General features: G+C 32.2%; 22 protein-coding genes. 9 read left to right on the top strand and 13 right to left on the bottom strand.

What is annotated here, in order from left to right; all coding sequences use genetic code 11:
- Positions 1-24: 24 nt before the first annotated feature.
- Entirely contained in the window at positions 25-1,104 is a 1,080-nt protein-coding gene (gene recF / locus BC748_RS01630; RefSeq protein WP_133531720.1) for a DNA replication/repair protein RecF, read from the bottom strand.
- A gap of 143 nt (positions 1,105-1,247) precedes the next feature.
- On the opposite strand from recF, the gene BC748_RS01635 reads away from it, so the two are divergent.
- The 6 genes from BC748_RS01635 (at position 1,248) to BC748_RS01660 (ending at position 7,407) form a co-directional block, all read left to right on the top strand.
- Positions 1,248-2,036 (top strand): tetratricopeptide repeat protein, encoded by a 789-nt coding sequence (locus BC748_RS01635; RefSeq protein ID WP_133531721.1) that lies wholly within the window; start codon positions 1,248-1,250, stop codon positions 2,034-2,036.
- Positions 2,037-2,118: 82 nt separating this feature from the next.
- Positions 2,119-2,634, top strand: coding sequence for a 6,7-dimethyl-8-ribityllumazine synthase (ribH, locus tag BC748_RS01640; RefSeq protein WP_133531722.1), 516 nt, complete (start codon positions 2,119-2,121; stop codon positions 2,632-2,634).
- Between the two features lie 158 nt (positions 2,635-2,792).
- On the top strand, positions 2,793-4,676 hold the full coding sequence (gene mutL, locus BC748_RS01645; protein WP_133531723.1) for a DNA mismatch repair endonuclease MutL: 1,884 nt from the start codon (positions 2,793-2,795) through the stop codon (positions 4,674-4,676).
- On the top strand, positions 4,673-5,485 hold the full coding sequence (locus BC748_RS01650) for a rhomboid family intramembrane serine protease (protein ID WP_133531724.1): 813 nt from the start codon (positions 4,673-4,675) through the stop codon (positions 5,483-5,485). The genes mutL and BC748_RS01650 overlap by 4 nt, the downstream gene beginning before the upstream one ends.
- 1 nt (position 5,486) lies before the next feature.
- Positions 5,487-6,350 (top strand): rhomboid family intramembrane serine protease, encoded by an 864-nt coding sequence (locus BC748_RS01655; protein WP_133531725.1) that lies wholly within the window; start codon positions 5,487-5,489, stop codon positions 6,348-6,350.
- 7 nt (positions 6,351-6,357) lie between these two features.
- Positions 6,358-7,407: an endonuclease/exonuclease/phosphatase family protein gene (locus BC748_RS01660; protein ID WP_133531726.1), complete on the top strand. Its 1,050-nt coding sequence runs from the start codon at positions 6,358-6,360 to the stop codon at positions 7,405-7,407.
- A 1-nt stretch (position 7,408) separates the two neighbouring features.
- Here the strand turns inward: BC748_RS01660 and BC748_RS01665 are convergent, their stop codons facing one another.
- The 11 genes from BC748_RS01665 to BC748_RS01715 form a co-directional block, all read right to left on the bottom strand.
- Positions 7,409-8,023 (bottom strand): WbqC family protein, encoded by a 615-nt coding sequence (locus BC748_RS01665; RefSeq protein WP_133531727.1) that lies wholly within the window; start codon positions 8,021-8,023, stop codon positions 7,409-7,411.
- A gap of 10 nt (positions 8,024-8,033) precedes the next feature.
- Positions 8,034-9,773: a signal peptidase I gene (gene lepB, locus BC748_RS01670; RefSeq protein WP_133531728.1), complete on the bottom strand. Its 1,740-nt coding sequence runs from the start codon at positions 9,771-9,773 to the stop codon at positions 8,034-8,036.
- Positions 9,774-9,877: 104 nt separating this feature from the next.
- A complete protein-coding gene (gene dapB / locus BC748_RS01675) occupies positions 9,878-10,585 on the bottom strand; it encodes a 4-hydroxy-tetrahydrodipicolinate reductase (protein WP_133531729.1) in 708 nt (235 codons plus the stop codon).
- Entirely contained in the window at positions 10,586-11,143 is a 558-nt protein-coding gene (locus BC748_RS01680) for a DUF5683 domain-containing protein (protein WP_246013985.1), read from the bottom strand.
- A complete protein-coding gene (locus BC748_RS01685; protein ID WP_133531730.1) occupies positions 11,143-12,042 on the bottom strand; it encodes a ParB/RepB/Spo0J family partition protein in 900 nt (299 codons plus the stop codon). The genes BC748_RS01680 and BC748_RS01685 overlap by 1 nt, the downstream gene beginning before the upstream one ends.
- 3 nt (positions 12,043-12,045) lie before the next feature.
- Positions 12,046-12,813 (bottom strand): ParA family protein, encoded by a 768-nt coding sequence (locus tag BC748_RS01690; protein ID WP_133531731.1) that lies wholly within the window; start codon positions 12,811-12,813, stop codon positions 12,046-12,048.
- Between the two features lie 176 nt (positions 12,814-12,989).
- Entirely contained in the window at positions 12,990-13,871 is an 882-nt protein-coding gene (locus BC748_RS01695) for an SDR family oxidoreductase (RefSeq protein ID WP_162846387.1), read from the bottom strand.
- Positions 13,872-13,937: 66 nt separating this feature from the next.
- Positions 13,938-15,065: a methionine aminotransferase gene (locus BC748_RS01700; protein WP_133531732.1), complete on the bottom strand. Its 1,128-nt coding sequence runs from the start codon at positions 15,063-15,065 to the stop codon at positions 13,938-13,940.
- A 71-nt stretch (positions 15,066-15,136) separates the two neighbouring features.
- On the bottom strand, positions 15,137-16,270 hold the full coding sequence (locus BC748_RS01705) for an efflux RND transporter periplasmic adaptor subunit (protein ID WP_133531733.1): 1,134 nt from the start codon (positions 16,268-16,270) through the stop codon (positions 15,137-15,139).
- 1 nt (position 16,271) lies between these two features.
- The gene (locus BC748_RS01710) at positions 16,272-20,621 is read right to left on the bottom strand and encodes a CusA/CzcA family heavy metal efflux RND transporter (RefSeq protein ID WP_133531734.1); all 4,350 of its coding nucleotides are present in this window, start codon (positions 20,619-20,621) and stop codon (positions 16,272-16,274) included.
- A gap of 68 nt (positions 20,622-20,689) precedes the next feature.
- Complete coding sequence (locus tag BC748_RS01715; RefSeq protein WP_133531735.1) at positions 20,690-21,073, bottom strand: hypothetical protein; 384 nt, start codon at positions 21,071-21,073, stop codon at positions 20,690-20,692.
- 380 nt (positions 21,074-21,453) lie between these two features.
- On the opposite strand from BC748_RS01715, the gene BC748_RS01720 reads away from it, so the two are divergent.
- The 3 genes from BC748_RS01720 (at position 21,454) to BC748_RS01730 (ending at position 23,253) form a co-directional block, all read left to right on the top strand.
- Positions 21,454-21,939: a hypothetical protein gene (locus tag BC748_RS01720; protein ID WP_133531736.1), complete on the top strand. Its 486-nt coding sequence runs from the start codon at positions 21,454-21,456 to the stop codon at positions 21,937-21,939.
- Between the two features lie 239 nt (positions 21,940-22,178).
- Positions 22,179-22,520: a hypothetical protein gene (locus BC748_RS01725; RefSeq protein ID WP_133531737.1), complete on the top strand. Its 342-nt coding sequence runs from the start codon at positions 22,179-22,181 to the stop codon at positions 22,518-22,520.
- A gap of 313 nt (positions 22,521-22,833) precedes the next feature.
- The gene (locus BC748_RS01730) at positions 22,834-23,253 is read left to right on the top strand and encodes a lipocalin family protein (protein ID WP_133531738.1); all 420 of its coding nucleotides are present in this window, start codon (positions 22,834-22,836) and stop codon (positions 23,251-23,253) included.
- A 64-nt stretch (positions 23,254-23,317) separates the two neighbouring features.
- Here BC748_RS01730 and scpA read toward each other — a convergent pair whose 3' ends face one another.
- Positions 23,318-25,456 (bottom strand): methylmalonyl-CoA mutase, encoded by a 2,139-nt coding sequence (scpA, locus tag BC748_RS01735; protein ID WP_133531739.1) that lies wholly within the window; start codon positions 25,454-25,456, stop codon positions 23,318-23,320.
- Positions 25,457-25,462: the final 6 nt, after the last annotated feature.

A 25,462-nucleotide genomic window follows, 5' to 3' on the forward strand; every position in this document is an offset into this window, starting at 1 on the left:
GAAAATTTTAAACAAAATTACTAATTAAAGATTGAATATTTTATAACTCTGATGTGTTGTTTTTACTATTGTTTCCGTTCGTTCAGGATGTGTGTCAGAAATAAACAATTGCCCAAATTCTTCTTGATTGACCATCGCTACAATTTTACTCACACGAAATTCGTCTAGTTTGTCAAAAATATCATCAAAGAGCAAAATTGGCTTTTCGCCACTTTGTTTTTTTACAAATTCAAATTGAGCTAATTTTAGAGCTATTAAAAATGATTTTTGTTGTCCTTGTGAACCAAATTTTTTGATAGGAAAACCATCAATTTGAAAGGATAAATCATCTTTGTGAATTCCAACGGATGTGTATTGTAAAGCTCTGTCTTTGGCTAAATTTTGTTCCAATAATGTGAGGATTTTAGCTTCAAACAAATGACTTTCATAAACTATTTGCACAGTTTCTTCTGAATCGGTAATGGATTTATGATGTTTATTGAAAATCGGTAGAAATTCATTAATGAACTTTTTTCTCTTTTCAAAAATAGCATGTCCCAAGTGATCCAATTGCTCATTATATATAGACAAAGTATCAGTTTCAAAGACGTGATTTAATGCAAAATATTTAAGTAACGCGTTTCTTTGACTGATAACTTTTTGATATTGAATTAATTCTTGCAAATAAATGGAATCCAATTGCGAAATAACACTATCAATAAATTTTCTTCTGGTTTCACTTCCTTCAATAATTAAATCGTTGTCTGCCGGAGAAATAATTACAAGGGGAATAAATCCAATATGGTCGGAGAATTTTTCATAAGCTTTGCCATTTCTTTTTAGAATTTTCTTTTGACCTTTTTTAAAACTACTAACAATTTGTTCTGTTCTATCTGCTTTTTCAAACTCACCATCAATTACGAAAAACTCTTCATTGTGCTTGATATTTTGAACTGCCAAAGGATTGAAATAACTTTTTCCGTTTGCCAAATGATAGATTGCGTCAAGTACATTGGTCTTACCGATGCCATTTTTTCCTACGAAACAATTTATTTTAGTGTCAAAATCGAAGTTGGCTTCCGAAAAATTCTTGTAATTAAATAAAGATATTTTTTTTAAAAACATTGTAATGGCTTGCTATTGCTGAAAAGCATATAAAAATTAGTAGCTGTTTTTACAGCGAGTGCAAATTATTGAAAAATATCGATAAAAATCGCTTTTAAATCTCAATAAAAATTTTATTTTTGCGCACACTAAATTAGAATTAAATGGCAACTTTTAACAAAAGAGGTTACAAAGCACCGAAAGAAAAAGAAGAAAAAGTAGATAGCAATTTTATTGAAGATGTAAACGTTGATGAAAAAGACAGTACAACTGCAAAAGCATTTGACGCTTTAGACGAAACAGCTTCAAAAACGGAAGATTTCGTTGCAAAAAATCAAAAATATATATTAGGTTTTCTAGGTGCAATTGCTCTAGTAACTGTTGGATATTTATTATACCAAAAGTTTATCGCTGAACCAAATCAGGAAGAAGCTGCAAATGATTTATTCGTTGCGCAACAAAATTTCCAAAAAGCAGTTGATGATGCAGGAACAAAATCAGATTCATTATACAATTTAGTTTTAAAAGGTTCTGACGGAAAACAAGGAGTTATTGAAATTGCTGAGCAATATTCAGGAACTGATGCTGGAAATCTTGCTAATTACTATGCTGGTGTTGCTTATTTAAACACTGGAAAATATGCAGAAGCTATTGCTAGTTTAGAAAAATTCAAATCAGAAAGTACAGTATTGAGTGCTTTGGCTCTTGGTGCAATTGGTGATGCTTTTGCTCAAAAAAATCAACCAAAAGAAGCATTAGAATATTATGTAAAAGCTGCAGATGCTAATAAAGATGAGTTTACAACTCCAAGATATTTATTGAAAGCAGGTAAAACAGCTTATGCGTTGGGTAACAAAGCTGATGCTGTAAAATATTATACAAACATAAAAGACAATTACGAAAACACACCAGAAGGGCAAAACATTGATGCTTTAATTGGATTGGCTCAGTAATTTACTTATAAATTAGAGAAAGCGAATTAAGAATTGTCATCAATTTTTAATTCGTTTTTTTTTACTTAAAATTTTAAATAAAATGGCAACTGCAAATAAAAATTTATCTAATTACGACAAAAATCAACTACCAAATGCATCAGGTTTTCGTTTTGGAATTGTTGTTTCGGAATGGAATGATAAAATAACAAACGGACTTTTCGATGGAGCTGAAGCGGCATTACTAGATTGTGGTGTTTTGCCCGAAAATATAATCAGATGGAATGTTCCTGGAAGTTTTGAGCTTATTTATGGTTCAAAAAAAATGATTGAAACTCAAAATGTGGATTGTGTTATCACTATAGGTTGTGTTATCAAAGGAGAAACGATGCATTTCGAATTTGTTTGCGAAGGTGTTACACAAGGAATTAAAGATTTGAATATTAAATCCGATGTTCCAGTTATTTTTTGTTTATTGACTGATAATAACGAACAACAATCTATCGATAGAAGTGGAGGAATTCATGGAAATAAAGGAACTGAAGCTGCAATTGCTGCAATAAAAATGGCAGATTTACGTAAAAAAGCAAATAATAAAAACACTTCAATTGGTTTTTAAAAAGAATGTTCAACAAATTAAATAAAAACTATTCTTGATTGGAATAGTTTTTTTATTTTTAGCATTGGATTAACTAAAAAGCACGCTACTTTTTCCTTAAATTTGCTGACTTCGGTTTTCTTACTGAATACTAATAACTGAACACTGAATACTAACGAATGTCGAGCATAATTCAATTACTTCCTGATCATGTTGCCAACCAAATTGCTGCTGGCGAAGTGGTTCAACGTCCCGCTTCGGTCGTAAAAGAACTACTCGAAAATGCCGTTGACGCAAAAGCAACTGACATAAAATTAATTCTAAAAGACGCAGGAAAATCACTAATTCAAGTTATTGATAATGGAGTAGGAATGAGTGTAACCGATTCGCGTTTGTGTTTTGAGCGTCATGCGACTTCTAAAATTCGTCAGGCAGAAGATTTATTTTCTTTGCACACTAAAGGTTTTCGTGGTGAAGCTTTGGCTTCCATAGCTGCAATTGCTCATGTGGAAATGAAAACTAAACAAGAACAGGAAGAACTAGGAATTCATATTATCATTGAAGGAAGTAAATTTGTATCGCAAGATCCAGCAGTTTTGCCAAAAGGAACTTCATTTGCGGTTAAAAATTTATTTTTTAATATTCCAGCACGACGCAATTTTTTAAAATCGGAAACGGTGGAACAACGCCATATTGTGGATGAATTTCAGCGTGTAGCTATGGCACATCCAAATATTCATTTTACCATGTATCACAATGGAAGTGAAATGTTTAATCTTCCGATATCCAATTTCAGACAACGAATTGTGAACATTTTTTCGGGAAAAACAAATGAAAAATTAGTTCCTGTTAGTGAAGAAACGGAGATTTTAAATCTGCAAGGATTTGTTGGAAAGCCCGAATTTTCTAAAAAAAATCGTGGAGAACAATTCTTTTTTGTCAATAATCGATTTATCAAAAGTGGTTATTTGCATCATGCTGTTATGGCTGCTTATGACGGATTGCTAAAAGATGGTGCGCAACCGAGTTATTTTTTATACCTCGATGTTCCGCCACATACCATAGATATTAATATTCATCCAACTAAGACCGAGATAAAATTTGACGATGAACATGCGCTGTATGCAATTTTGCGTTCGTCAGTCAAACACAGTTTAGGACAATTTAATGTGGCACCAGTTTTAGATTTTGATAGAGATCCAAATTTAGATACACCTTATCAATATCAAAACAAAGAAGCCGAATATCCAACGATACAAGTTGATAGTAACTACAATCCTTTTGCTGATAATTCCCAAAACTTTTCCGAACAGAACGGTGTAAAATCGTCAAAATCATTTTCATCATCTTCTAATTATAGAAAATCGGAAATTTCACAACCAAGTTGGGAAAGTTTATATGTTGGTTTAAAACAAAATACACAGGAAATTGCTGAAATGACTTTTGAAAATGATGCAGTAACATCATCGCTTTTTGAAGAAAATGACATAGAACAAGAAGTAAAACGAACCTATCAAATTCATAAAAAATACATCGTTTCGCCTATAAAATCAGGAATGGTAATTATCAACCAAAAACGAGCACACGAACGTGTTTTGTATGAAGAATTTTTGACTAACATGACTGTCAAACAAGCGTCAAGTCAGCGATTGTTATTTCCATTGGAATTGTATTTTTCTTCAAATGAAATGGATTTGCTTAGAGAATTGCAACTTTCTTTAGAAAATCTTGGATTTATTTTTGATTCAATTACTGATGAGTCAATGGTCGTGTCAGGTTTGCCAATAACTATTTCAGAAAGTCAAGCGTCAATAGTTTTGGACGATTTATTGACTGATTTACAAGATGGAATTGTTTCCAATAGTTTTTCAGAAAATGATAGTATTGCAAAATCAATGGCAAAAAGTTTGGCTGTAAAAACAGGAACTTATTTAACTGAGAAAGAGCAAGAAAATTTAGTTCACAATCTTTTCGGCTGTAAAGAACCGAATGTTTCTCCTTTTCAAAAACCTACTTTCATTACTATGAGTGTGGAAGATTTAGATAAAAAATTCAGCTTATGATGCGAATGACCGAAACTGTAAAGCAGTTATTGATAATTAATATTATATTTTACATTGGTTCGCAGTTTGTTGCGATATCTTATCCATTGTTTTCATTGTACTATCCTGAGAATGATAATTTTAGAGCTTGGCAACCGCTAACAAGTATGTTTATGCATGCGCCAATGCCAAATTTGATGCATATAGTTTTCAATATGTTTGCGTTGGTTTCTTTTGGTTCTGCTTTAGAACATTTTTGGGGAGCAAAAAAGTTTATCTTTTTCTATATTTCATGTGGACTTGGTGCTGCATTGTTGCATTTAGGAGTAAGTTATTTTCAAATACATGCAGTTTTAGACGAGCTTTCCATTTTGAATTTTTCTGATGGCGATTTAAAAATATTATTAAACACAGATTATTCCACTGTCTTTGGCTCAGATGGTCAAATGATGGAAGGAAAAGTGAAAACAATTTTGGATACAGCAAAGTGTACTCAAGAGCAATTTAATGTCTTAGTAACAGCTATTCAAGAATTTCAAACACCATCTGTTGGTGCATCTGGAGCTATTTATGGATTACTGACTGCCTTTGCTTTTATGTTTCCCAATGCAGAGTTGGCTTTGATGTTTATTCCTATTCCAATAAAAGCGAAATATTTTGTTCCGGGAATTATTGCCATCGATTTATTTTTAGGTTTCAAAGGAAGTTCACTTTTTGGAAGTGGTGGAACTGGAATTGCACATTTTGCTCACATTGGCGGAGCAATTACTGGATTTGTAATGATGTGGTATTGGAAGAAAAACTCTTTTAATAAAAACCGTTGGAATTAGTATGAGTATAATTGAAGATTTAAAATTGCAGTACCGAATTGGCGGCATTTCAAATAAAATGATTTATTGGAATGTTGGTTTTTTTATAGTGTCAATTCCGTTATTTTATCAATTCAAATTGGGCGTTTTTGATTACCCAAATTGGTTGGCAGTTTCCTCTGAACCTAATGTTGTGTTTTACAAACCTTGGACGTTAGTAACGTATGCTTTTTTTCATTATGGCTTTTTTCATTTGTTTTTTAACATGATGATTTTAAATTTTTCTAGCCGATTGTTTCTAACTTATTTTACTCAAAAACAATATTTAGGATTATATTTTCTCGCCGCTATTTTTTCAGGTTTAGTATTTGTTTTGAGTTTTTATCTGTTAGGAAATTCTGCAATGATGGTTGGCGCTTCTGCTGCAATAATGGCTTTGTTGGTTGCTACAACTACTTATCAACCTTTAATGGAAATTAGGTTGTTATTGATTGGCAATGTCAAACTTTGGCACATCACAGCCGTTTTACTCTTAATTGATTTGTTGCAAATTCAAATGAGTAATACTGGTGGACATATTGCTCACTTGAGCGGCGCATTTTTTGGTTATATTTACATTAAATTATTACAAAACGGAACTGATTTAAGTAGAATAGTAACCAACACAATTACTTTTTTTGCCACTATTTTTGATAAAAAGAAAACAACTCCTTTTAAAAAAGTACATGTTAATGACAAAAAAACTATTGTTAAAAGAGAAAGTAAAATTGTTATTAAAGACAAAACCCAACAACAAATTGATGAAATTTTAGATAAAATTAGTCAATCGGGTTATGATAGTTTAACACAAGAGGAAAAAGAATTTTTATTTCAATCAGGGAAATAATTTATTGATGAAAAAATTGTCATGGTTTAATAAAGTAGTTTATGGTTTCAATATTATGTTGATACTATTGACCATTATTGCTTATGTTTTGCCATTTCTTGCGCCAAAAGCATTTCCATTACTTTCGGTTTTAACGCTGATTTTACCGCTTTTTTTGTTGTTGAATGCTTTGTTTTTTATTTATTGGTTGCTACAGTTGAAAAGACAATTGATTTTTTCAGGAATTATTCTATTACTTGGGATAACGTTTATCAATAAGTTTTACAAATTTTCTTCCAATGAAGTTAAAACAGAAGAAAAAGATTTTACGGTGATGAGTTACAACGTTCGTTTATTTAATCTTTTCGAATGGATTGAAGATGATACGGTTGGAGATCAAATTTTATCTTTTGTAAATGAGAAAAATCCCGATATACTTTGTGTTCAAGAATATTCAGAAAATGCCAATATCGACTTAAGAGTTTATAAATACAAGGCTGTTTTTATGGAAGGCAACAAAATTAAAACAGGTCAAGCAATTTTTTCAAAGTTTCCCATTTTTAATCAAGGGAATTTGCAAATCAAAGATATTGGCAACAACATTACTTTTGCGGATATTAAAAAGGGAAAAGATACCATTAGAGTGTATAATATTCATTTGCAATCAATAAAAATTTCTCCTGATGTTAATGAAATTTCCGAACACGTTGAAACCATTAATAAAAATAAATCACAACAAGTTTTTACTAGAATTAGAGATGCTTTTAAAAAACAAGAACAACAAGCTGAAGTATTAGTTAATCACAGAAAAGAGTGCAATTACCCAATAATTATTGCTGGCGATATGAATAACAGTGCGTTCTCCTATGTGTATCGTAGCATCAAAGGAAATTTAAACGATTGTTTTGAAGAAGCTGGAAAAGGTTTTGGTCAAACCTATAAGTTCAAATATTATCCTGCTCGAATTGATTATATTTTTGCTGATAAACGAATGAAAGTGAAGAGCTTTACTAATTTTTCGGAATTTCAAAATTCGGATCATTTTCCGGTAATGGCCCGAGTTTCTTTTGTGGAGTAATTTACAATTGCTGCTTTTTCAAATACTCTAAAGCGTGTCTTCCTTCATTAAAAAGTAAATCTAAAATACTTAAATTGTTTAGAAAACCATTTTTTTCTTCAAAGACTTGAGTGTAAGGCTCAAAAATGGAAGTATCTTTTTTGCCATTAATTAAATGACGTAAATCGGTTTTATCATCAACGTTATGAAAGTATTCGGTAGTTTCGTTGTAATCAAATTCGAATCGTAAACATTTTGAAACAATTTCCATAGTTTGCAAATTCAAATCCATAAGGAATTTGTGCTTTTTTTCAAAAATTGGAACAATATCGTCTTCAAAATATTCAAAGAATGGTGAACTTCTGTAAGCTGCTTCCAAAGATTTAAAATGTTGCTTTTGCCAATCGAAAGCGGTTTCAAGTTGAATGTCTTTGGTTTTTTGATGGGCAGTTTTTGAATGTTTTACAGGGATATTCAATAATTGAATTCCGTTTGGACTATAAATATACATTCGGTTGCGATTGGTTTGTTTCTGAAAATTATCGTCCATTTCAAAAGTAACCAAATCGCTTTGTGCCATTGCCACGAAATGACTAATAGATGGAAAATAACCTGGATGTATTAATATGTTTTTCATTTAGAATAAACTATTCTTTTGCAGCTTTTCTCTTTTTCCAAAAGTGTTCGCCCACAAAATATAAACCAAGCAAAACTAGAAAATATTTAAAATAGGATTCAGGTTGACCTTCGCCATTAACAGTAGTAAACATTCTATCCCAACGAATTTTGTTCAACCCTTTACCGTTACTATCCCAACTTAACCAAATAAAAACTGGTTTTCCAACAATATGATCATCTGGCGTATAACCAAAATATCTTGCATCTAGCGAATTGTTTCGGTTGTCTCCCATCATCCAATAATAATTTTTGGTAAAAGTATATTTTGTAGCAATTTTGTCATTTACATAAATATCATTTCCAACAACTTTAAGTTGGTTTCCTTCGTATTCTGTGATTATTAATTTGTAAAATGGAAGCGATTTTAGATTTAAATCAACAGTTTCTCCTGCTTTTGGAATGTAAATTGGTCCAAAATTATCGCTATTCCAATTGTTTGTTTTTGATGGAATTCCGTCCATAAAATCTGGGAAAACGCCATCTTCAGCACCGTTTTTAATATATTTATTTACTAATTCAATTCGGGAGTCTTTTTTTAATAATTCCGCCTTATCAACAGTTAAATTTGCTTGTATAAAATTATCTGATAAACTTAATTTTAGTTTGTCATAGATGTCTTGATCGATAGCGCCAATAATATTTACGCTAGTTGAGTCTTTAGATAATTCAGTAACTTTTATTTTTTCCTTTATTATATAGTCTTTAATAATGTTATTTTCCCAAAGGTTACGCTCAATTTTGAACACACGATTATATTCAACAATTTCATATTGTTGCATCAATTCCGCATCAATAGTTGACTTAAACTTTAAATCATAACCAAACTGTGGCTTGGCTCTTTCCGGTAAAACAATTGCTTTTCCATTGATAAAAACATCACCATTTTTTATTTGTAAACTATCGCCTGGAATTCCAACGCATCGCTTCACATAATTTGTTTTCTTATCAATTGGTTTACTGTACCTTCTGTCAGCAGGTTTGTACATGTGAAATAAAGTATCTCTTGGCCAGTTGAAAACCACGATGTCATTATTTTTAATTTCTTGAAAACCAGGAAGTCGAAAATAGGGAAGTTGTAGTTTGTTTTTCCAAGAACTTGGATTGTTGTCATCATATAAATACGACTTCACTTTTACAATAGGCAAAGTGTCATGAAACATTGGTGCGGCAACTGTTGTCATTGAAGGTCTTGCACCATAATGAAATTTACTTACAAAAAGAAAATCACCAATTAATAATGATTTTTCTAACGATGACGACGGAATCGTAAAGGGTTGCATTACATAGGTATGAACTAATGTTGCAACAACTATTGCAAATAATATAGAACTAACTGTATCTCCAATTTTTGTTGGCGCAACCAAACTTCTGTCTTTTATATGTGCGACATTTTGAGTATAATTGATGTAGTAGATATAAAAACCAAATGTAAAAATGCCTAACCAAGTATCAATAGTTGAATTTCTTCCAAAACTTCGTAAGGTTTCAACCCAAACAACTGGAAACATTATTAAGTTAATTACTGGTATAAAAAGTAAAAATGTCCACCAACTTGGTCTGTTGATGATTTTCATTAAAATAATTGAATTATAAACAGGAACGAATGCTTCCCAGGATTTTCTTCCTGCTTTTTCATATAATTTCCATGTTCCAAGTCCATGAATTAATTGTATTACCAGAAAAAATATAAACCATTGATATGTAGACATAATAAAGATTTTTGATATTAAATTTTAACTATTTACCTGTAGTAAGTATTCGTCTTGCTAGAAATGTTACAATTTTTAAAATTTCTCCCAAAACTTCGGGATTGTTATTTGGAATTTAAATTAAGTACATCTTTCATTGAAAATACGCCTTTTTTACCGATAATCCATTCTGCCGCAACAATTGAACCAAGCGCAAAGCCTTCACGATTGTGTGCTACATGTTTTATTTCGATAAAATCAACTTCGGATGTATAAAGAACGCTGTGTGTTCCAGGAACATTTTCTATTCGTTGCACATCAATAAATAAATCGTCAGCTTTTGGATTTTCAATTGCCCAATTATTTTTATCCGTATGATTAATTATCGCATTGGCAAGAGAAATTGCTGTTCCGCTGGGTTTGTCAAGTTTTTGTGTATGATGAATTTCTTCCATCGAAACATTATATTCTTTGAATTTTGACATCATTTGAGCCAAATAATCATTCAATTCAAAAAACAAATTAACACCCAAACTGAAGTTAGAACCATATAAAAATGCTGCATTTTTACTTTCGCAAAGTTGTACCATTTCATGATAATTTTCTAACCAACCTGTTGTTCCTGATATTACTGGAATTCCATTGTTAATGCAAGTCGAAATATTTTCAACAGCAACACTTGGAACGCTAAAATCAATTGCAACATCGGCATTTTCTAATCCTTCAAAAGTTGTCGAGCTACTTTTTCTTAAAACAATTTCATGACCACGTTCTAAAGCAATTCTTTCAATTACTTTTCCCATTTTGCCATATCCTAGAAGTGCTATTTTCATTTAGAATGTATAATTAAAAGTCAGACCAACATTAGGTTTTGCAGTAAAATCAGTTTGATAAATATCTGGCGCAACGGAAAGATTATCGTTTACATTGAATTGTGTCAAATGCGCGTCAATATTAGCGTCAACAATATTTAAAACGTAAAAACCGATGGTTACAAGCAATGATAAATCTCTATTTCGTTGATAAAATCGTTGTCCAGCTATCAATCTTGTGTCGTCATATACTCCAAGGTATTTATCTGGCAAACCTTTTAATCTTTGTTTGTAAGCATCACGAAAATCGTGATATTTCTTATTATTATCTAAATAAAAATACATACTTGTTCCAATCGCGCCATAAACTAGAGGAACTTTCCAATATTTTTTATTGTACGCTTGTCCTAAACCAGGTAAAATAGCCGAGTAAAAAGCCGCTTTTGATGGGCGTAATGGATCAATTGGTTTAAGCTTTAATGTATCTTTTGCAATGATTGGATTGCTAATATCTTGAGAATAGGAAAAGTCAGTTCCAAATAGGAAAATTAAAATAAATATGTAGCCAAAACTTCTCACTATTTGTTGATTAGCTTGATAATTCTATTGAAATCTTCTTCAGAATGGAATGGAATAGTAATTTTTCCTTTGCCATTTCCTGCTATTTTAACTTCAATTTTACTACCAAAAAATTCAGTAAAAGCCTTTTTTTGTTCATCGGCAATGGCAAATGAAGTTGCTTTTTTCGCTTTTGCCGGAGCAGGTTTTAATCCATCTTGGTAGATTTTTACTAAAGCTTCGGTTTCGCGAACAGAAAGATTTTGACTTACAATTTTTTGATAAATATCAGTTTGAACATCTTGATCTTCAACATTAATGATGGCACGACCATGTCCCATTGAAATAAATCCATCTCTAATTCCAGTTTGGATAATTGGGTCTAATTTTAGTAATCGTAAATAATTAGCAATAGTTGAACGTTTTTTTCCAACACGTTCACTCATTTGCTCTTGCGTTAATTGAATTTCATCAATCAATCGCTGGTAAGAAAGTGCAATTTCTATTGGGTCTAAATCGTGTCGTTGTATGTTTTCTACCAAAGCCATTACTAATGATTCGTTATCATTAGCAATTCGGATGTAGGATGGAATTGTTGTAAGTCCAACTACTTTTGAAGCACGTAAACGTCTTTCTCCAGAAATCAGTTGGTATTTATTAAAGTCTAATTTTCTAACCGTAATGGGCTGAATTACACCTAATTCTCTAATAGAACTAGCTAATTCTTTAATAGATTCTTCATTAAAATTGGTTCTCGGTTGAAACGGATTGATTTCAATAGAGTCTATGTCGAGTTCGATGATGTTACCTACAACTTTGTCGGCATTTTTATCGCTAACTGATTTAATATCATTTTCAGGATCTTTTAATAAGGCAGATAAACCTCTTCCCAATGCTTGTTTTTGAACAGCTTTTGCCATACACTAATTGCTATTTTTTTTGATAATTTCATGAGCTAAGCTCAAATAATTGCTTGCGCCTTTGCTTGTTGCATCAAAGTTGATGATGCTTTCGCCAAATGATGGAGCTTCGCTTAATTTTACATTTCTTTGGATTATAGTCTTGAAAACCATGTCGTTAAAGTGTTTTTGAACTTCTTCAACCACTTGATTAGACAAGCGTAAACGAGAATCATACATGGTTAATAGTAATCCTTCAATATCTAACTCAGGATTGTGGATTTTTTGCACACTTTTTATAGTATTTAACAATTTCCCTAAACCTTCTAACGCAAAATACTCGCATTGAATTGGAATAATTACACTATCGGCAGCAGTTAACGCATTCAACGTCAGTAATCCCAACGATGGTGCGCAGTCAATCAAGATGTAATCGTACTCATCTTTTACTTTTTCCAATGCTTGTTTAAGCATGTACTCGCGATTGTCTTTGTCAACTAATTCAATTTCAATGGCAACCAAATCAATATGGGCAGGAATAACCGATACATTCGGAGCTGAACTTGAAATAATAGCTTCTTGTGGTGTATTGCTGTGTTCTAGAATTTGATAGGTGCCAATTTCAACATTTTCTACATCAATGCCTAAACCTGAGCTGGCATTAGCTTGTGGATCAGCGTCAATTAGTAGCACTTTTTTTTCTAAAACACCTAGTGATGCAGCGAGATTGACCGTAGTTGTTGTCTTTCCAACACCACCTTTTTGATTAGCAATAGCAATGATTTTACCCATTTGTTCTTAGTAGATTTTGAGCGGTAAAAATACAATTATTTATGGGTTTGTCAAGGCTATTTTGTTAACATTCTTGTAAAGTTTTTAAAGGTTTAGTTTACAGTCATGGCCACGATAATCTGTAGTTTTTTTGCAAATAAAAATCTTCTTACTGAAAACTTAGATTGTTTATTGTTTTATTTACTTCCTTTATTTTTTATCATTGCTTCAAGCATATCCCACATTTCCTGTGGAATTTTTTCCAAAATATTGAATTGTCCTGCGCCTTGAAGCCATTCACCACCATCAATAGTAATTACTTCACCATTTACATAAGCGGAGAAATCAGAAACTAAATAGGCTGCAAGATTGGCCAATTCTTGGTGATCTCCAACTCTTCGAAGTGGCACTTTTTTAGCCATATCAAATTTCTCAGCTAAATCGCCTGGTAATAATCTATCCCAAGCACCTTTTGTTGGAAATGGTCCGGGAGCAATGGCGTTCATTCGAATTCCGTATTTTGCCCATTCAACTGCTAGACTTCTTGTCATTGCTAAAACTCCTGCTTTTGCAGTGGCACTTGGAACCACATAACCAGAACCTGTCCAAGCGTATGTTGTAACGATGTTTAAAACATTGCAATTGGTTTGTTTAGTCTCAATCCAATGTTTTCCAAAGGCTAACGTGCAGTTTTTTGAACCTTTTAAAACAATATCGATAATAGTATCAAATGCATTTGCAGACAATCTTTCGGTAGGTGAAATAAAATTTCCTGCTGCATTATTCAATAAAACATCTACTTTTCCAAATGTTTTTAAGACTTCGGCAAGCATGGCTTCCACTTGGTCGTAATGACGAACATCACATTGAATAGGCAAACATTTTGATCCAGTTGCAGCTTCTAATTCAGCTGCGGTAGTTTTCAATTTTTCTAAATCTCTTGATGTAATTGCCACATTGGCGCCCAATTCAAGAAAATATTTTGTCATTGCTTTACCCAAGCCGCTTCCGCCACCAGTAACCACAATTGTTTTGCCTTTTAGCGCGTCATCGCGAAGCATTTTTGCTGAAAAATCCATAGTCGTTTAATTTGTTTTTCAAATGTAATAAAAATAATTGTTATGCATGCATAGTACTTTTATTTTTTACAATTGCAATAATCGTTCGACAGCTGTTTGTAATGTGTTTTCATCTTTTGCAAAACAAAATCGAATACAGTTAGTTTGTTTTCCATCGGCATAAAAAGGTGAAAGTGGAATAGTAGCTACACCAAATTCTTGTACTAATCGTTTTGTAAAATCTAAATCATTGTCTGATGAAATGGAAGCATACGATGCTATTTGAAAATAGGAACCTTCGCAAGGCAATAATTCAAATTTTGTTTGTTGAAGTAAGTTGCGAAAAAAGTCTCTTTTTTGTTGATAAAATTGTCCTAGCTCTTCAACATGAACAACATCCATGTAATCATTGATTGCATATTGAGCGATACTGTTGACACTAAAAACTAAAAATTGATGTACTTTTTTAATTTCTTTCATCAAATGTTCGGGTGCAATCAAGTAGCCAATTTTCCAGCCAGTAATGTGAAATGATTTTCCAAAGGACGACACAATCACACTTTTATCTCTTAATTTTATTCGTTGATTTATCGAAAGATGTTTGTTTTCGAAAGTAATGTATTCATAAACTTCGTCGGAAAGAATAAGTAAATCGGGATGTAAATCTGCTATTTTTTCCAGCTGAATAAAATCATTTTCTGTCCAAGTTTTTCCAGTAGGATTGTGAGGATTATTGATGATTATCATTCGAGTATTTGAATTGATAGCACGTTCTATAACTTCCCAATTTGGTGTGAAATCATCATTTAAATTAATGCGAATTGGTTTTGCGTTGCACAACAAAACTGGAGTCTCATAACAATCATAACTTGGATCTAAAATGATTACTTCTTCGCCTTGATTTACTACTGCTTGAATGGTTGCAAAAATACCTTCTGTGGCACCAGCTGTTATTAAAATATCGGTTGAAGCAGTAACTTTTCGGTTATAGGATTTTTGCGTAAGCACAGCAATTTTATGTAACAAAGATGGAAAACCAGCCATGGGCAAGTATTGATGGACTTCTTCTTTTGCCCATTTAGCAACAAAATTTTTAAGTCGTTCATCTACTAGGAAATTTGGAAATCCTTGTGATAAATTAATGGCTTTGTACTCATTTGCCATTTGCGACATTACGGTAAAAATGCTAGTTGTGATGTGTGGTAGTTTTGACATTAAGTTGTTTTTTGTAAAAATAAAAAAAGCACTTTAATTTAAAGTGCTTTTTATCTACTGGTTTATATTATTTATTCCTCTGATTTATTTTTTAACTGCATTAATAGAGTGTAAGCACCTTTGCTTACTATTTTTCTATTAAGCAATTTTTCAGCGTTTATAATTTCGGTAAAGCCATTTTCATTTTTTCCTGCTTTTACTGAAGCCATCTCAAAAGTATGATTATCTTTTTTTATGAAAACGTAATCAATTCCTTCATAAGTAACAATTGCATCATTTGATAAAGTTTGAACAGGTTCTCGTTTTAGTTCGATAGTAGCATTCATATACATTCCTGGCAAAAGAGTTTTATCATAGTTGTTGAAATGACAATGTACTTGAGCACTATGCTCTTCTGACGAAATATCTTTACTAATTAAAATAATTTCAGATTGATACTTTTTATCAGGTTGGGAATTTGTGTAAGCCATTATTTTTTGACCAATTGATAATCCGTTTATATCTTTTTCAAATATTTTTAAATTCAGGTGAATATCATCTGGGTTGATAAGTTCAAAAAGAATGTCAGATGGATTTACATACTTACCAATATTTACATTTACTTTAGATACAAAGCCGTTGATAGAAGAATAAATATTTACACTTTTAGAAATTGTTTTTTCTGTTAGCGAATTTGGATTAATGTTTATCAATCGTAATTTTTCGGCTAATGAATTGACCATGATTCTAAGGCTTTTATATTCAGCATCAGCCATTTGAAATATTTTATCACTACTTGCTTTGTCTTTATTTAAATCCCTTTGGCGTTCATACTCTTTTTCAGCAAAAAATAATTTTGACTTTGCGGTTAAGTATTCTTGTTGCAACTGAATGTATTGTTGATCTTCCATCACGGCAATGATTTCATTTTTTTTGACAAACATACCTGGAAGTAGTTTTGTGTATTTCAAATAACCTCCTAAAGGCATACTGATTGATATTAGATTTTGTGGAGGAACATCAATAACACCATTTGCAGTAATAGTTGCAGAAATATTTCTTTTTTCAATATTTTCAAAAGTCAATTCGGCATTTTTTAATTGTTTATCTGTAAGTGATATTATTTTTTCGGTAATAGGGTTCTTTGAAACATTTTGTTCTTCTTTCTTTGAATTGCAGCTATAACTTATTAGTAATAAAACTGCTATAATTATTTTTGTTTTCATTTTAATTTTTTGAAGTAAGATAATTTAGTTCAATGATACTTTCGTTATACGTATTTACAGTATCAATAAAACTGTTATTAATGTTAATAGCTTGATTTACTAGCATTACCCAATCGAGATAATTAATATCACCGCCTAGAAATTGACGATTTGCAGTTTCGGTAATTACTTCAGCATTTGCTAAACCAGTTTTTTCAAAATAACTGAGTTTTTCAAGGTTTTTTTCAACAGCCATTTTAGCTTGGTTCATTTGTAGTACTAGATTATTTTTTTCTTTTTGGTATTCTTCTTCGGCTATTTGTTCTTGTATTTTTGCAGCTTTAATTTTAGCTGTTTGAAAACCACCAAACAATGGAATGCCAATTCCAATTTGCGCCGAATGAAATCTAGTTGACTTGTCATATAAAATATTATTTGCACCTGTTCCAGTTATAGACATGTTATTGTAACCAAGAGTAAGAATAGGTAATTTTCGTGCTTTTTCTAATTGAGTTTGTGCTGTTGCTGAAGCTTTTTGTTGTTCCATTGTTTGTAACATTGGATGTTGCTCAATAGAGTTTTCTGCCACTATATCAATATTGACAATTTTAATAGAATTAGCCACTGGCATAACAATGTTTTCTGAATTTAAAAGCAATTGGAATTTGCTAATCCATAATTCTTTATCTTGTTGAAGTTGTAGTAATTGGATTTTTAATAACCCTAATTGAGTTTCAGCAGTAGTTTTTTCTAAAATATTACTTTCGCCTTTTTGTAAACGTAAAGATGACTTTCTTAAAAATTCAGAATACAAAGTGTCACTTTTTTGTAATAATTTTTCTTTTTCAGTCAATAGTAGAATGGCATAAAAAGTGTGAGTAACCTCTTTTTTTAATGCTGTTTCTTTGAGTAAAACTAATGCAGAAGCCATTTTCCATTCTGATGTTAGCATTTTTTTCTGTCTGTTATATACAGTAGGAAATTCAAATGATTGCGAAATCCCAAAACGATTATCGGTATAATTACTATTGATTTGTCCAAATTCTGAATTGATATTCGTTGTTGGTAAATTGGTTGCTGTATTGATTAATTTTTTTTGGTAATCAGATTTTAAGCGTTCAATTTTTATCGATTTATTATTCTTTAGGGCAAGTGTAATAGCTTCGTCTAGCGTTATTTTGTTTTGTGCATTTGCTGGAACAACAGCTAACGAAAATAACAAAAGCAAAATAGTTGTTTTAGTGATAGTCTTCATTTTAAATCCTTTTTCAAAAGTTACATAAAGTATGGGTAATACAAAAAGTGTCAATAAAGTGGCAATCATCAGTCCGCCAATAACCACTGTAGCTAATGGTCGTTGCACTTCAGCACCTGAACCGTTGCTGATAGCCATAGGAAGAAAGCCTAACGATGCTACAAATGCTGTCATCAGTACTGGTCGTAAACGCACTTTAGTTCCCATTAATACAATTCGATTTAAATCGTCCATGCCTTCTGCTTTTAAACGATTAAATTCAGATACTAGTACTATACCATTTAGTACCGCAACACCAAAAAGCGCAATAAAACCAATTCCTGCACTTATGCTAAAAGGCATTCCTCTTAAAGCCAGAAAAAATATACCACCAATAGCCGAAAGTGGGATAGCTGAATAAATTAATAGACCGTGTTTTACTGATTTAAAAGCAAAAAACAGCAAAATAAATATCAGTAGTAATGATATTGGTACAGCAATCATTAATCTGTTTTTTGCTTTATTTAAATTTTCAAATGTTCCTCCATAAGTAGTGTAATAACCTACTGGAAGTTTAATTTTTTTGTCAACTTTAGTTTTTAATTCGTCAACAATACTTTCAACGTCACGACCTTCAACATTAAACCCTACAACAATTCTTCTTTTTGCATCTTCACGTTGAATTTGATTTGGACCATTTTTTATAGCTACATCTGCTAGTAGTGATAAAGGAATTTGTGTTCCTTGTGGAGTAGGAATTAAAAGGTTTCTAACATCTTCTATGTCTTTTCGTTTGTTATTGTCTAAGCGAACAACTAGCTCAAATCTTTTTTCTCCTTCAAAAACTAATCCTGTACTCTGTCCAGCAAAAGCGGTGTTTACTACTCGATTAATGTCATTAATATTTAAATGATATTGTGAAATAATTGAACGGTTATATTCAATAATTACTTGTGGCATACCAGTTACTGGTTCAACAAATAAATCTTTTGCACCTTCAACAGTATTGACAATTTTTCCCAGTTTTTCTGCATATAAAGCCAAAGAGTCTAGGTTTTCACCAAATATTTTACAAACCACATCCTGTCTTGCACCAGTCATTAACTCATTAAATCGCATCTGTACTGGATACTGAAAACCAGCAGTTATTCCTGGAACTTCTTGCAGTGCTTTACCCATTTTTTCGGCTAATTCGTCAAATGTTGTTGCAGAAGTCCATTCAGATTTGTCTTTAAGAATTACCATCATATCGCTAGCTTCCATCGGCATTGGATCTGTTGGCACTTCACCGCTTCCTATTTTGGTTACTACTTTTTCTACTTCAGGAAATTGACTTTTGAGAATATGTGCTGCTTTCTGTGTGCTTTCAATTGTAGTGCTAAGATTACTACCAGTTAAAACCCTTGTGTCAACAGCAAAATCACCTTCTTCAAGTGCCGGAATAAATTCGCCTCCTAAAGAACTTAATATTATAATAGCACTAATAAATAATGTTATAACAATTCCTATTATAACTTTAGGAATATTTAAAGCACTTTGCAACCAATGTTGGTATTTGCGTTCAACTTTAAACATTAATCGGTCTGAAAAATTTGGTTCGTGCTTGATTTTTTTACTCAAAAATAAAGCACTCATCATCGGAATGTAAGTGAGTGATAAAAGGAATGCTCCCAAAAGAGCAAAAGCAACAGTTTGTGCCATTGGTTTGAACATTTTTCCTTCAATTCCCTCAAGAGTAAAAATAGGTAGATATACAATTAAAATTATAATTTGACCAAATACTGCGCTATTCATCATTTTTCCAGCAGCACTTTTTACTTCTTCATCCATCTTGTTTTGTGATAGACTATTCAAACTATTAAATTTCTTGCTGTGGCTAAGTTGATGCATCACTGCTTCTACAATAATGACAGCACCATCTACAATCAATCCAAAGTCTAAAGCACCTAAACTCATTAAGTTTCCACTAACACCAAACGTGTTCATCAAAATAATAGCAAAAAGCATTGCGAGTGGAATTACTGAAGCTACAATTAAACCTGCTCTAAAGTTTCCGAGAAAAAGAACCAAAACAAAAATGACTATAAGCGCACCTTCCATTAAATTTTTTTCAACAGTTCCAATAGCGTTGTTCACCATTTTAGTGCGGTCAAGAAATGGTTCAATAGTCACACCTTTGGGCAAAGTTTTTTTAATTTGTTCTATACGGTCTTTAACATCTTTGATTACATCACTACTGTTGGCACCTTTAAGCATCATTACTATTGCACCAGCAACTTCACCTTCATCATTGTAACACATTGCACCATATCGAGTAGCATATCCAGTTGTAACTTTTGCAATATCTTTTAAGAATAATGGTGTTCCACTTGGAGATGATTTTACGGCTATATTTTCAATATCTTCAATTTTCCCAATTAATCCTTCACTTCTTATAAATAAATTAGTTGCTCCTTTTTCAATATAAGCACCACCAGTATTTTGATTGTTTTTTTCTAAAGCGGTAAAAACATCTTCAATTGTTAAACCATGAGAGTGTAGTTTATTAGGTTCAATTACAACTTCAAATTGTTTTAATTTTCCACCAAAACTACTGACTTCAGCAACGCCTTTCACGCCTAAAAGTTGCCTACGAACAGTCCAATCTTGAATGGTTCTCAATTCGGTTTCATCATATTGGTCTTCATACCCTTTTTCTGGACGAACCATATATTGGTAAATTTCTCCTAATCCTGTAGAAACTGGACCAAGTTCTGGAGTTCCAATGCCTGTGGGAATTTGATTTTGTACTTGTTGTAATCGTTCCGCAACTTGTTGTCTTGCCCAATAAATATCGGTTTCATCATCAAAAACGATAGTCACTAATGATAATCCAAACCTAGAAAAACTTCTAATTTCTTTTAAACCAGAAATATTATTGTTTGCCTGTTCAATGGGAAAAGTAACCAAACGTTCGATATCGGTAGCACCAAAAGAAGGTGCAATTGTGATGACTTGAACCTGATTATTAGTTATATCAGGAACAGCATCAATTGGTAATTTAGTGGTTTCATATATACCATATAGTAATAACCCTATGGTAAATAAACCAACTATAAGCTTATTCGCTATGGAAAAAGCAATAATTTTATTTAACATGATTTATAAATAACTTAATTAATATTCAGTAAAGTAGCGATAATTGAAAAGTGAATTATCTTAAATATTTAAGCTATTTTAGGTGGTTGCCAAATCGAACTGTGGCTGGAAGAAATGAAGCAATTTCGATAAAAATTATTTTTTACCTTGTCTTCTTTTTTAAATTTAAAATTAACTAATTCAAAGTTATCGTTTGGAATAAGTGTTATTGTGGAAAAACTACTATTATCTATACTTTTGAAAGGTAATTTCATATCTTCATCTCTGTCTGAATCATTAACATCACCATGAGCATAATGCATACAAAGAAAAGTCCAAAGATTAATTGACTTATCTTCTTCTTTATGATTGTAAAAGTGATCTATCAAAACAGGAAGTTTGAACAACTCAAAACATTCGGTTGATGAAAACATATAAAGCGATAAAAAAGCTATTGCTAGTAGTTTACGCATGAAATTTTTTTTTTTGGAACAAAAAATACTAAACAAATTTATGAATTTTTGTTCATCATTCTTATTTCGGAAGCTACTTTATACTTAATCTAAGTAAATGAGATTTGCATTAAATCATTAAAGGGATAGTGACAATAAAAAGAAGACGAATTGATTGGTAAAGAGCGACAGGATTTATAGCTCTTTTTTCTATTGGTCTCATTGATAATTAACAATATGCACTATAGCTATATACTACTTTTAAAAAGTAAATCTGTAGTAAATAAAGATAATTGAAATTGTAGTCTTTTTTTTTCAAAATATAAATAGTAGCTTTACTTCATAATAATTTCAAGTATAAATGGTATAACATGCAACTTGATGCAAAAAAAAATCTAATTATGGCGAATATCAATTACAACAGAATTAATGTGGTACTTCCAGAAGCAGATACCGACAGTATGCTTCAAGACATTGCTGCCTTTATTTCTAAAATTCCAGAGTGTGGCGGACTTACTCCAGAAGAGCGAAAAAAGTTAAAAACAATAGATGTTGCCAATAAAATTTTTTCCGAGAATGTGCTAAACGCTGCCAAAACCTTGCCTGATGTATTGCCTACTTACATTGATTTATCTTCATTAGAAAATGATTTGAAGGTATTTACTCAGTTAGACCAACTAGAATCGGTTCTTCTGCAAGGCTTAAAAAAACTACAAGATGCTAAACGAATTGCTGGACACGAAGCCTATATGACGTCTAATGTTACCTATGAATTCATAAAGAATGCTTCCAAAGTAGGTGTGCCAGGAACCAAGAGTGCTTATGAAACCTTAAAAGCACGCTATACTAGTAAAAATCAAGGTAAAAACAGTGATGATATTATATAAGTGAATATAAAATTCACTTTAATCAACTTTTAATTATAATTAATACTGTTTTATATTGTAATTAATAAACTATTTAAATATAATAAATACTATTGTATGTAATAATTAATACTATATTTAATAGTAATTAATATAATTTTTTGTAGTAATTATTATAATAATAAATAGTAATTAATATAGTAAAAAGTTAAGTTTTAATAAAAATAAGTACTTTTGTTTAATTTTAAAAGCATAATGACATGACAAATCAACAATTGAATGTTGGCGCAATACTAACCAACTATATAGAAGCTAAAAGGATACGACGAGCAGCCTTAGCCCGAAAAATGGGGATATTGTTGCAATCACTTTTAAGTTATCAAAAAAAGGCAAGCCTCCAAACGGATAAATTATGGGAACTAAGTCATGCTTTAGAACATAATTTTTTTGCAGATATAGCCAATCAATTGCCTACCAAATACACAACAACCATTAATGCACAAGCAGAAAGCCAACAGAAAATTGCCGACCTCGAATTAGAAATCGAGAAGCTAAAAATTGAAAAGGAAGTGTTGATGGATATTGTAAAGGCTAAATTGTAGTACGCTGCATTTTTTTATAAAAAAATGGACGAATTGAATGGGTTTTGGGTGTTTTTAGGATTAATTAAGTTAGGAAATTTTAGAGTGCTTAGTTAACATAGTAACTAAAAGAGTGGGGAAAGTAAGGAGACTTCGCAGAGCTTGGGTACCATTTATTCATTTAGTTAATTATAATAACAAGCAAAATAAAAACAAGAGTATTATTAATTTAGATTTTGTAATCATTTGTGTAAAAATTAAATAAAAAGAAAAGTTTTATAAAAGTTATCGAATTTTTTCTATTTTAGCTTTTGAATTTAAACCTAATCTAATTATGAAAAAATTATTTTTATTTGCTTTTGTTTCATTATCACTATTTTCATCTTGTTCTTCAGATGATTCAATAAATGTTACAGAGGAAAAATTGGCAAAAAAATGGTATTACAAAAGTTATAAAGTAAATGGAACTACAGAAGCTTATGACCACCTTTCATGTGGAAAGGATTACATTGAGCTTTTACCGGATGGAATTTACAGAGAGTTTTATATAAATGATTGTAATCCAACAGTTTCAGGCACTTCTACTGGAAGTTGGATTATAGATGGAACTACAATAGCCATTGCAATTGAAGGTGATAGCTATAGTGGTAAAATAACAAAACTAAGTGCTACAGACTTACAGATAAAAGCTACTACTGATTTCGATGAAGATGGAGAAGACGAAGTTGTATTACTAAATTACACAAGTAATTAATTATTAAAAACTTAAATAAAAAAAAACATTAACAGTCAGTTAATGTTTTTTTTTATGTTAATAATCAATCCTCCATCAAAACCTCCAAAATACTAATTGCTGCTTCACTAATTTTAGTTCCAGGACCAAAAACGGCAACTGCACCAGCATCAAAAAGGAACTGGTAATCTTGCGCAGGAATTACACCACCAACAATGACCATAATATCTTCGCGTCCGTATTTTTTTAGTTCTTCAATAACTTGTGGTACTAGCGTTTTGTGTCCAGCAGCCAATGAAGAAACTCCAAGAATGTGAACGTCGTTTTCTACGGCTTGTTTCGCCGCTTCGGCAGGTGTTTGAAATAATGGTCCAATGTCTACGTCAAAACCTACGTCGGCATAACCTGTGGCAACTACTTTGGCACCGCGATCGTGTCCGTCTTGTCCCATTTTAGCAATCATAATTCTAGGACGACGACCTTCTTTTTTGGCGAAGGCATCGGCTAGTTGTTTTGCTTTTTCAAAACTTTCGTCGTTTTTTATTTCTTTACTATACACGCCGCTAAAACTTCTAATTTGTGCTTTATATCTTCCGAAAACTGCTTCCAAAGCATCACTAATTTCACCCAATGTGGCTCTGTTTCTTGCTGCTTCTACTGCCAAATCTAATAAATTATTTTTATTGTCATTCGCATGCATGTGGGAATTAGCACAATCGGTCAATTTTGCTAAACATTCGGCAACTTTGGTGTTATCTCGTGTGGCTTTTATTTGTGTCAAACGCTCAATTTGTTGCTTGCGCACCATATCGTTATCGACATCCAAAATCTGTAATGGATCTTCTTTTTCTAATCTGAATTTGTTAACGCCAACAATAATATCTTGACTGCTGTCAATTCTGGCTTGTTTTCGAGCGGCAGCTTCTTCAATACGTAATTTCGGAATTCCAGCTTCGATGGCTTTGGTCATTCCGCCTAATTCTTCTACTTCTTCGATAAGTTTCCAAGCGTTTTGTGCGATTTCGTTGGTCAAACTTTCAACATAATAACTTCCTGCCCAAGGATCAACTGTTTTGCAAATTTTGGTTTCTTCTTGTAAAAATATTTGGGTATTTCTAGCAATTCTAGCTGAGAAATCGGTTGGTAACGCAATGGCTTCGTCTAGTGCGTTGGTGTGTAATGATTGTGTTCCACCAAAGGCTGCTGCTGCTGCTTCAATGGCAGTTCGAGCCACATTATTAAAAGGATCTTGCTCGGTTAAACTCCAACCTGATGTTTGGCAATGGGTTCGCAATGCCAAAGATTTTTCGTCTTGTGGATTGAATTGTTTTAGCAATTTTGCCCATAACATTCGTCCAGCACGCATTTTGGCGATTTCCATAAAATGGTTCATTCCAATTGCCCAGAAAAAAGATAGGCGAGGAGCGAACTCATCGATTTTCATTCCGGTTGCTAAACCTGTTCGGATGTATTCTAAACCGTCTGCTAAAGTGTACGCCAACTCAATATCGGCAGTTGCTCCAGCTTCTTGCATGTGATAGCCCGAAATAGATATCGAGTTGAATTTTGGCATTTTTTTGCTTGTATATTCAAAAATATCAGCAATGATTTTCATCGAAGGTGTTGGCGGATAGATGTAGGTATTTCGAACCATGAATTCCTTCAAAATATCGTTTTGAATGGTTCCTGAAAGTAATTCGGGTGCAACACCTTGTTCTTCTGCGGCAACAATGTAAAATGCCATGATTGGTAAAACCGCACCATTCATAGTCATGGAAACCGACATTTCATCGAGTGGAATTTGGTCGAATAGTATTTTCATATCTTCCACCGAATCGATGGCAACACCAGCTTTTCCTACGTCGCCAAAAACGCGTTCGTGATCAGAATCGTAACCTCTGTGAGTCGCTAAATCGAATGCTACTGAAAGACCTTTTTGTCCAGCAGCAAGATTTCTTCTGTAGAAAGCGTTACTTTCTTCGGCAGTTGAAAATCCTGCGTATTGGCGAATGGTCCAAGGACGACGAACGTACATGGTAGCATAAGGTCCGCGAAGATTAGGTGCAAATCCTGCTCCAAAACCAATGTGTTCTAAGTTTTCAATATCTTCTTTAGAATAACTTGGTTTTATTTCAATGTCTTCTGCAGTGAGGAAAATTTTATCTTCCGATTTTACACTTTTTGCTTCTGACTTTAACTTTATATGTTGGATATTTTTTCTCATTTTTTA

The sequence above is a fragment of the Flavobacterium dankookense genome (genome assembly GCF_004362665.1).
Classification (GTDB): domain Bacteria; phylum Bacteroidota; class Bacteroidia; order Flavobacteriales; family Flavobacteriaceae; genus Flavobacterium; species Flavobacterium dankookense.

Coding starts and splice junctions, on each gene's coding strand:
- BC748_RS01695 (WP_162846387.1), bottom strand. CDS start 13,871: ATGGATTTTTCAGCAAAAATGCTTCGCGATGACGCGCTAAAAGGCAAA.
- BC748_RS01700 (WP_133531732.1), bottom strand. CDS start 15,065: ATGTCAAAACTACCACACATCACAACTAGCATTTTTACCGTAATGTCG.
- BC748_RS01710 (WP_133531734.1), bottom strand. CDS start 20,621: ATGTTAAATAAAATTATTGCTTTTTCCATAGCGAATAAGCTTATAGTT.
- BC748_RS01650 (WP_133531724.1), top strand. CDS start 4,673: ATGATGCGAATGACCGAAACTGTAAAGCAGTTATTGATAATTAATATT.
- BC748_RS01665 (WP_133531727.1), bottom strand. CDS start 8,023: ATGAAAAACATATTAATACATCCAGGTTATTTTCCATCTATTAGTCAT.
- BC748_RS01690 (WP_133531731.1), bottom strand. CDS start 12,813: ATGGGTAAAATCATTGCTATTGCTAATCAAAAAGGTGGTGTTGGAAAG.
- mutL (WP_133531723.1), top strand. CDS start 2,793: ATGTCGAGCATAATTCAATTACTTCCTGATCATGTTGCCAACCAAATT.
- BC748_RS01705 (WP_133531733.1), bottom strand. CDS start 16,270: ATGAAAACAAAAATAATTATAGCAGTTTTATTACTAATAAGTTATAGC.
- lepB (WP_133531728.1), bottom strand. CDS start 9,773: ATGTCTACATATCAATGGTTTATATTTTTTCTGGTAATACAATTAATT.
- scpA (WP_133531739.1), bottom strand. CDS start 25,456: ATGAGAAAAAATATCCAACATATAAAGTTAAAGTCAGAAGCAAAAAGT.
- BC748_RS01715 (WP_133531735.1), bottom strand. CDS start 21,073: ATGCGTAAACTACTAGCAATAGCTTTTTTATCGCTTTATATGTTTTCA.
- BC748_RS01685 (WP_133531730.1), bottom strand. CDS start 12,042: ATGGCAAAAGCTGTTCAAAAACAAGCATTGGGAAGAGGTTTATCTGCC.
- BC748_RS01730 (WP_133531738.1), top strand. CDS start 22,834: ATGAAAAAATTATTTTTATTTGCTTTTGTTTCATTATCACTATTTTCA.
- BC748_RS01720 (WP_133531736.1), top strand. CDS start 21,454: ATGGCGAATATCAATTACAACAGAATTAATGTGGTACTTCCAGAAGCA.
- dapB (WP_133531729.1), bottom strand. CDS start 10,585: ATGAAAATAGCACTTCTAGGATATGGCAAAATGGGAAAAGTAATTGAA.
- BC748_RS01725 (WP_133531737.1), top strand. CDS start 22,179: ATGACAAATCAACAATTGAATGTTGGCGCAATACTAACCAACTATATA.
- BC748_RS01635 (WP_133531721.1), top strand. CDS start 1,248: ATGGCAACTTTTAACAAAAGAGGTTACAAAGCACCGAAAGAAAAAGAA.
- ribH (WP_133531722.1), top strand. CDS start 2,119: ATGGCAACTGCAAATAAAAATTTATCTAATTACGACAAAAATCAACTA.
- recF (WP_133531720.1), bottom strand. CDS start 1,104: ATGTTTTTAAAAAAAATATCTTTATTTAATTACAAGAATTTTTCGGAA.
- BC748_RS01655 (WP_133531725.1), top strand. CDS start 5,487: ATGAGTATAATTGAAGATTTAAAATTGCAGTACCGAATTGGCGGCATT.
- BC748_RS01660 (WP_133531726.1), top strand. CDS start 6,358: ATGAAAAAATTGTCATGGTTTAATAAAGTAGTTTATGGTTTCAATATT.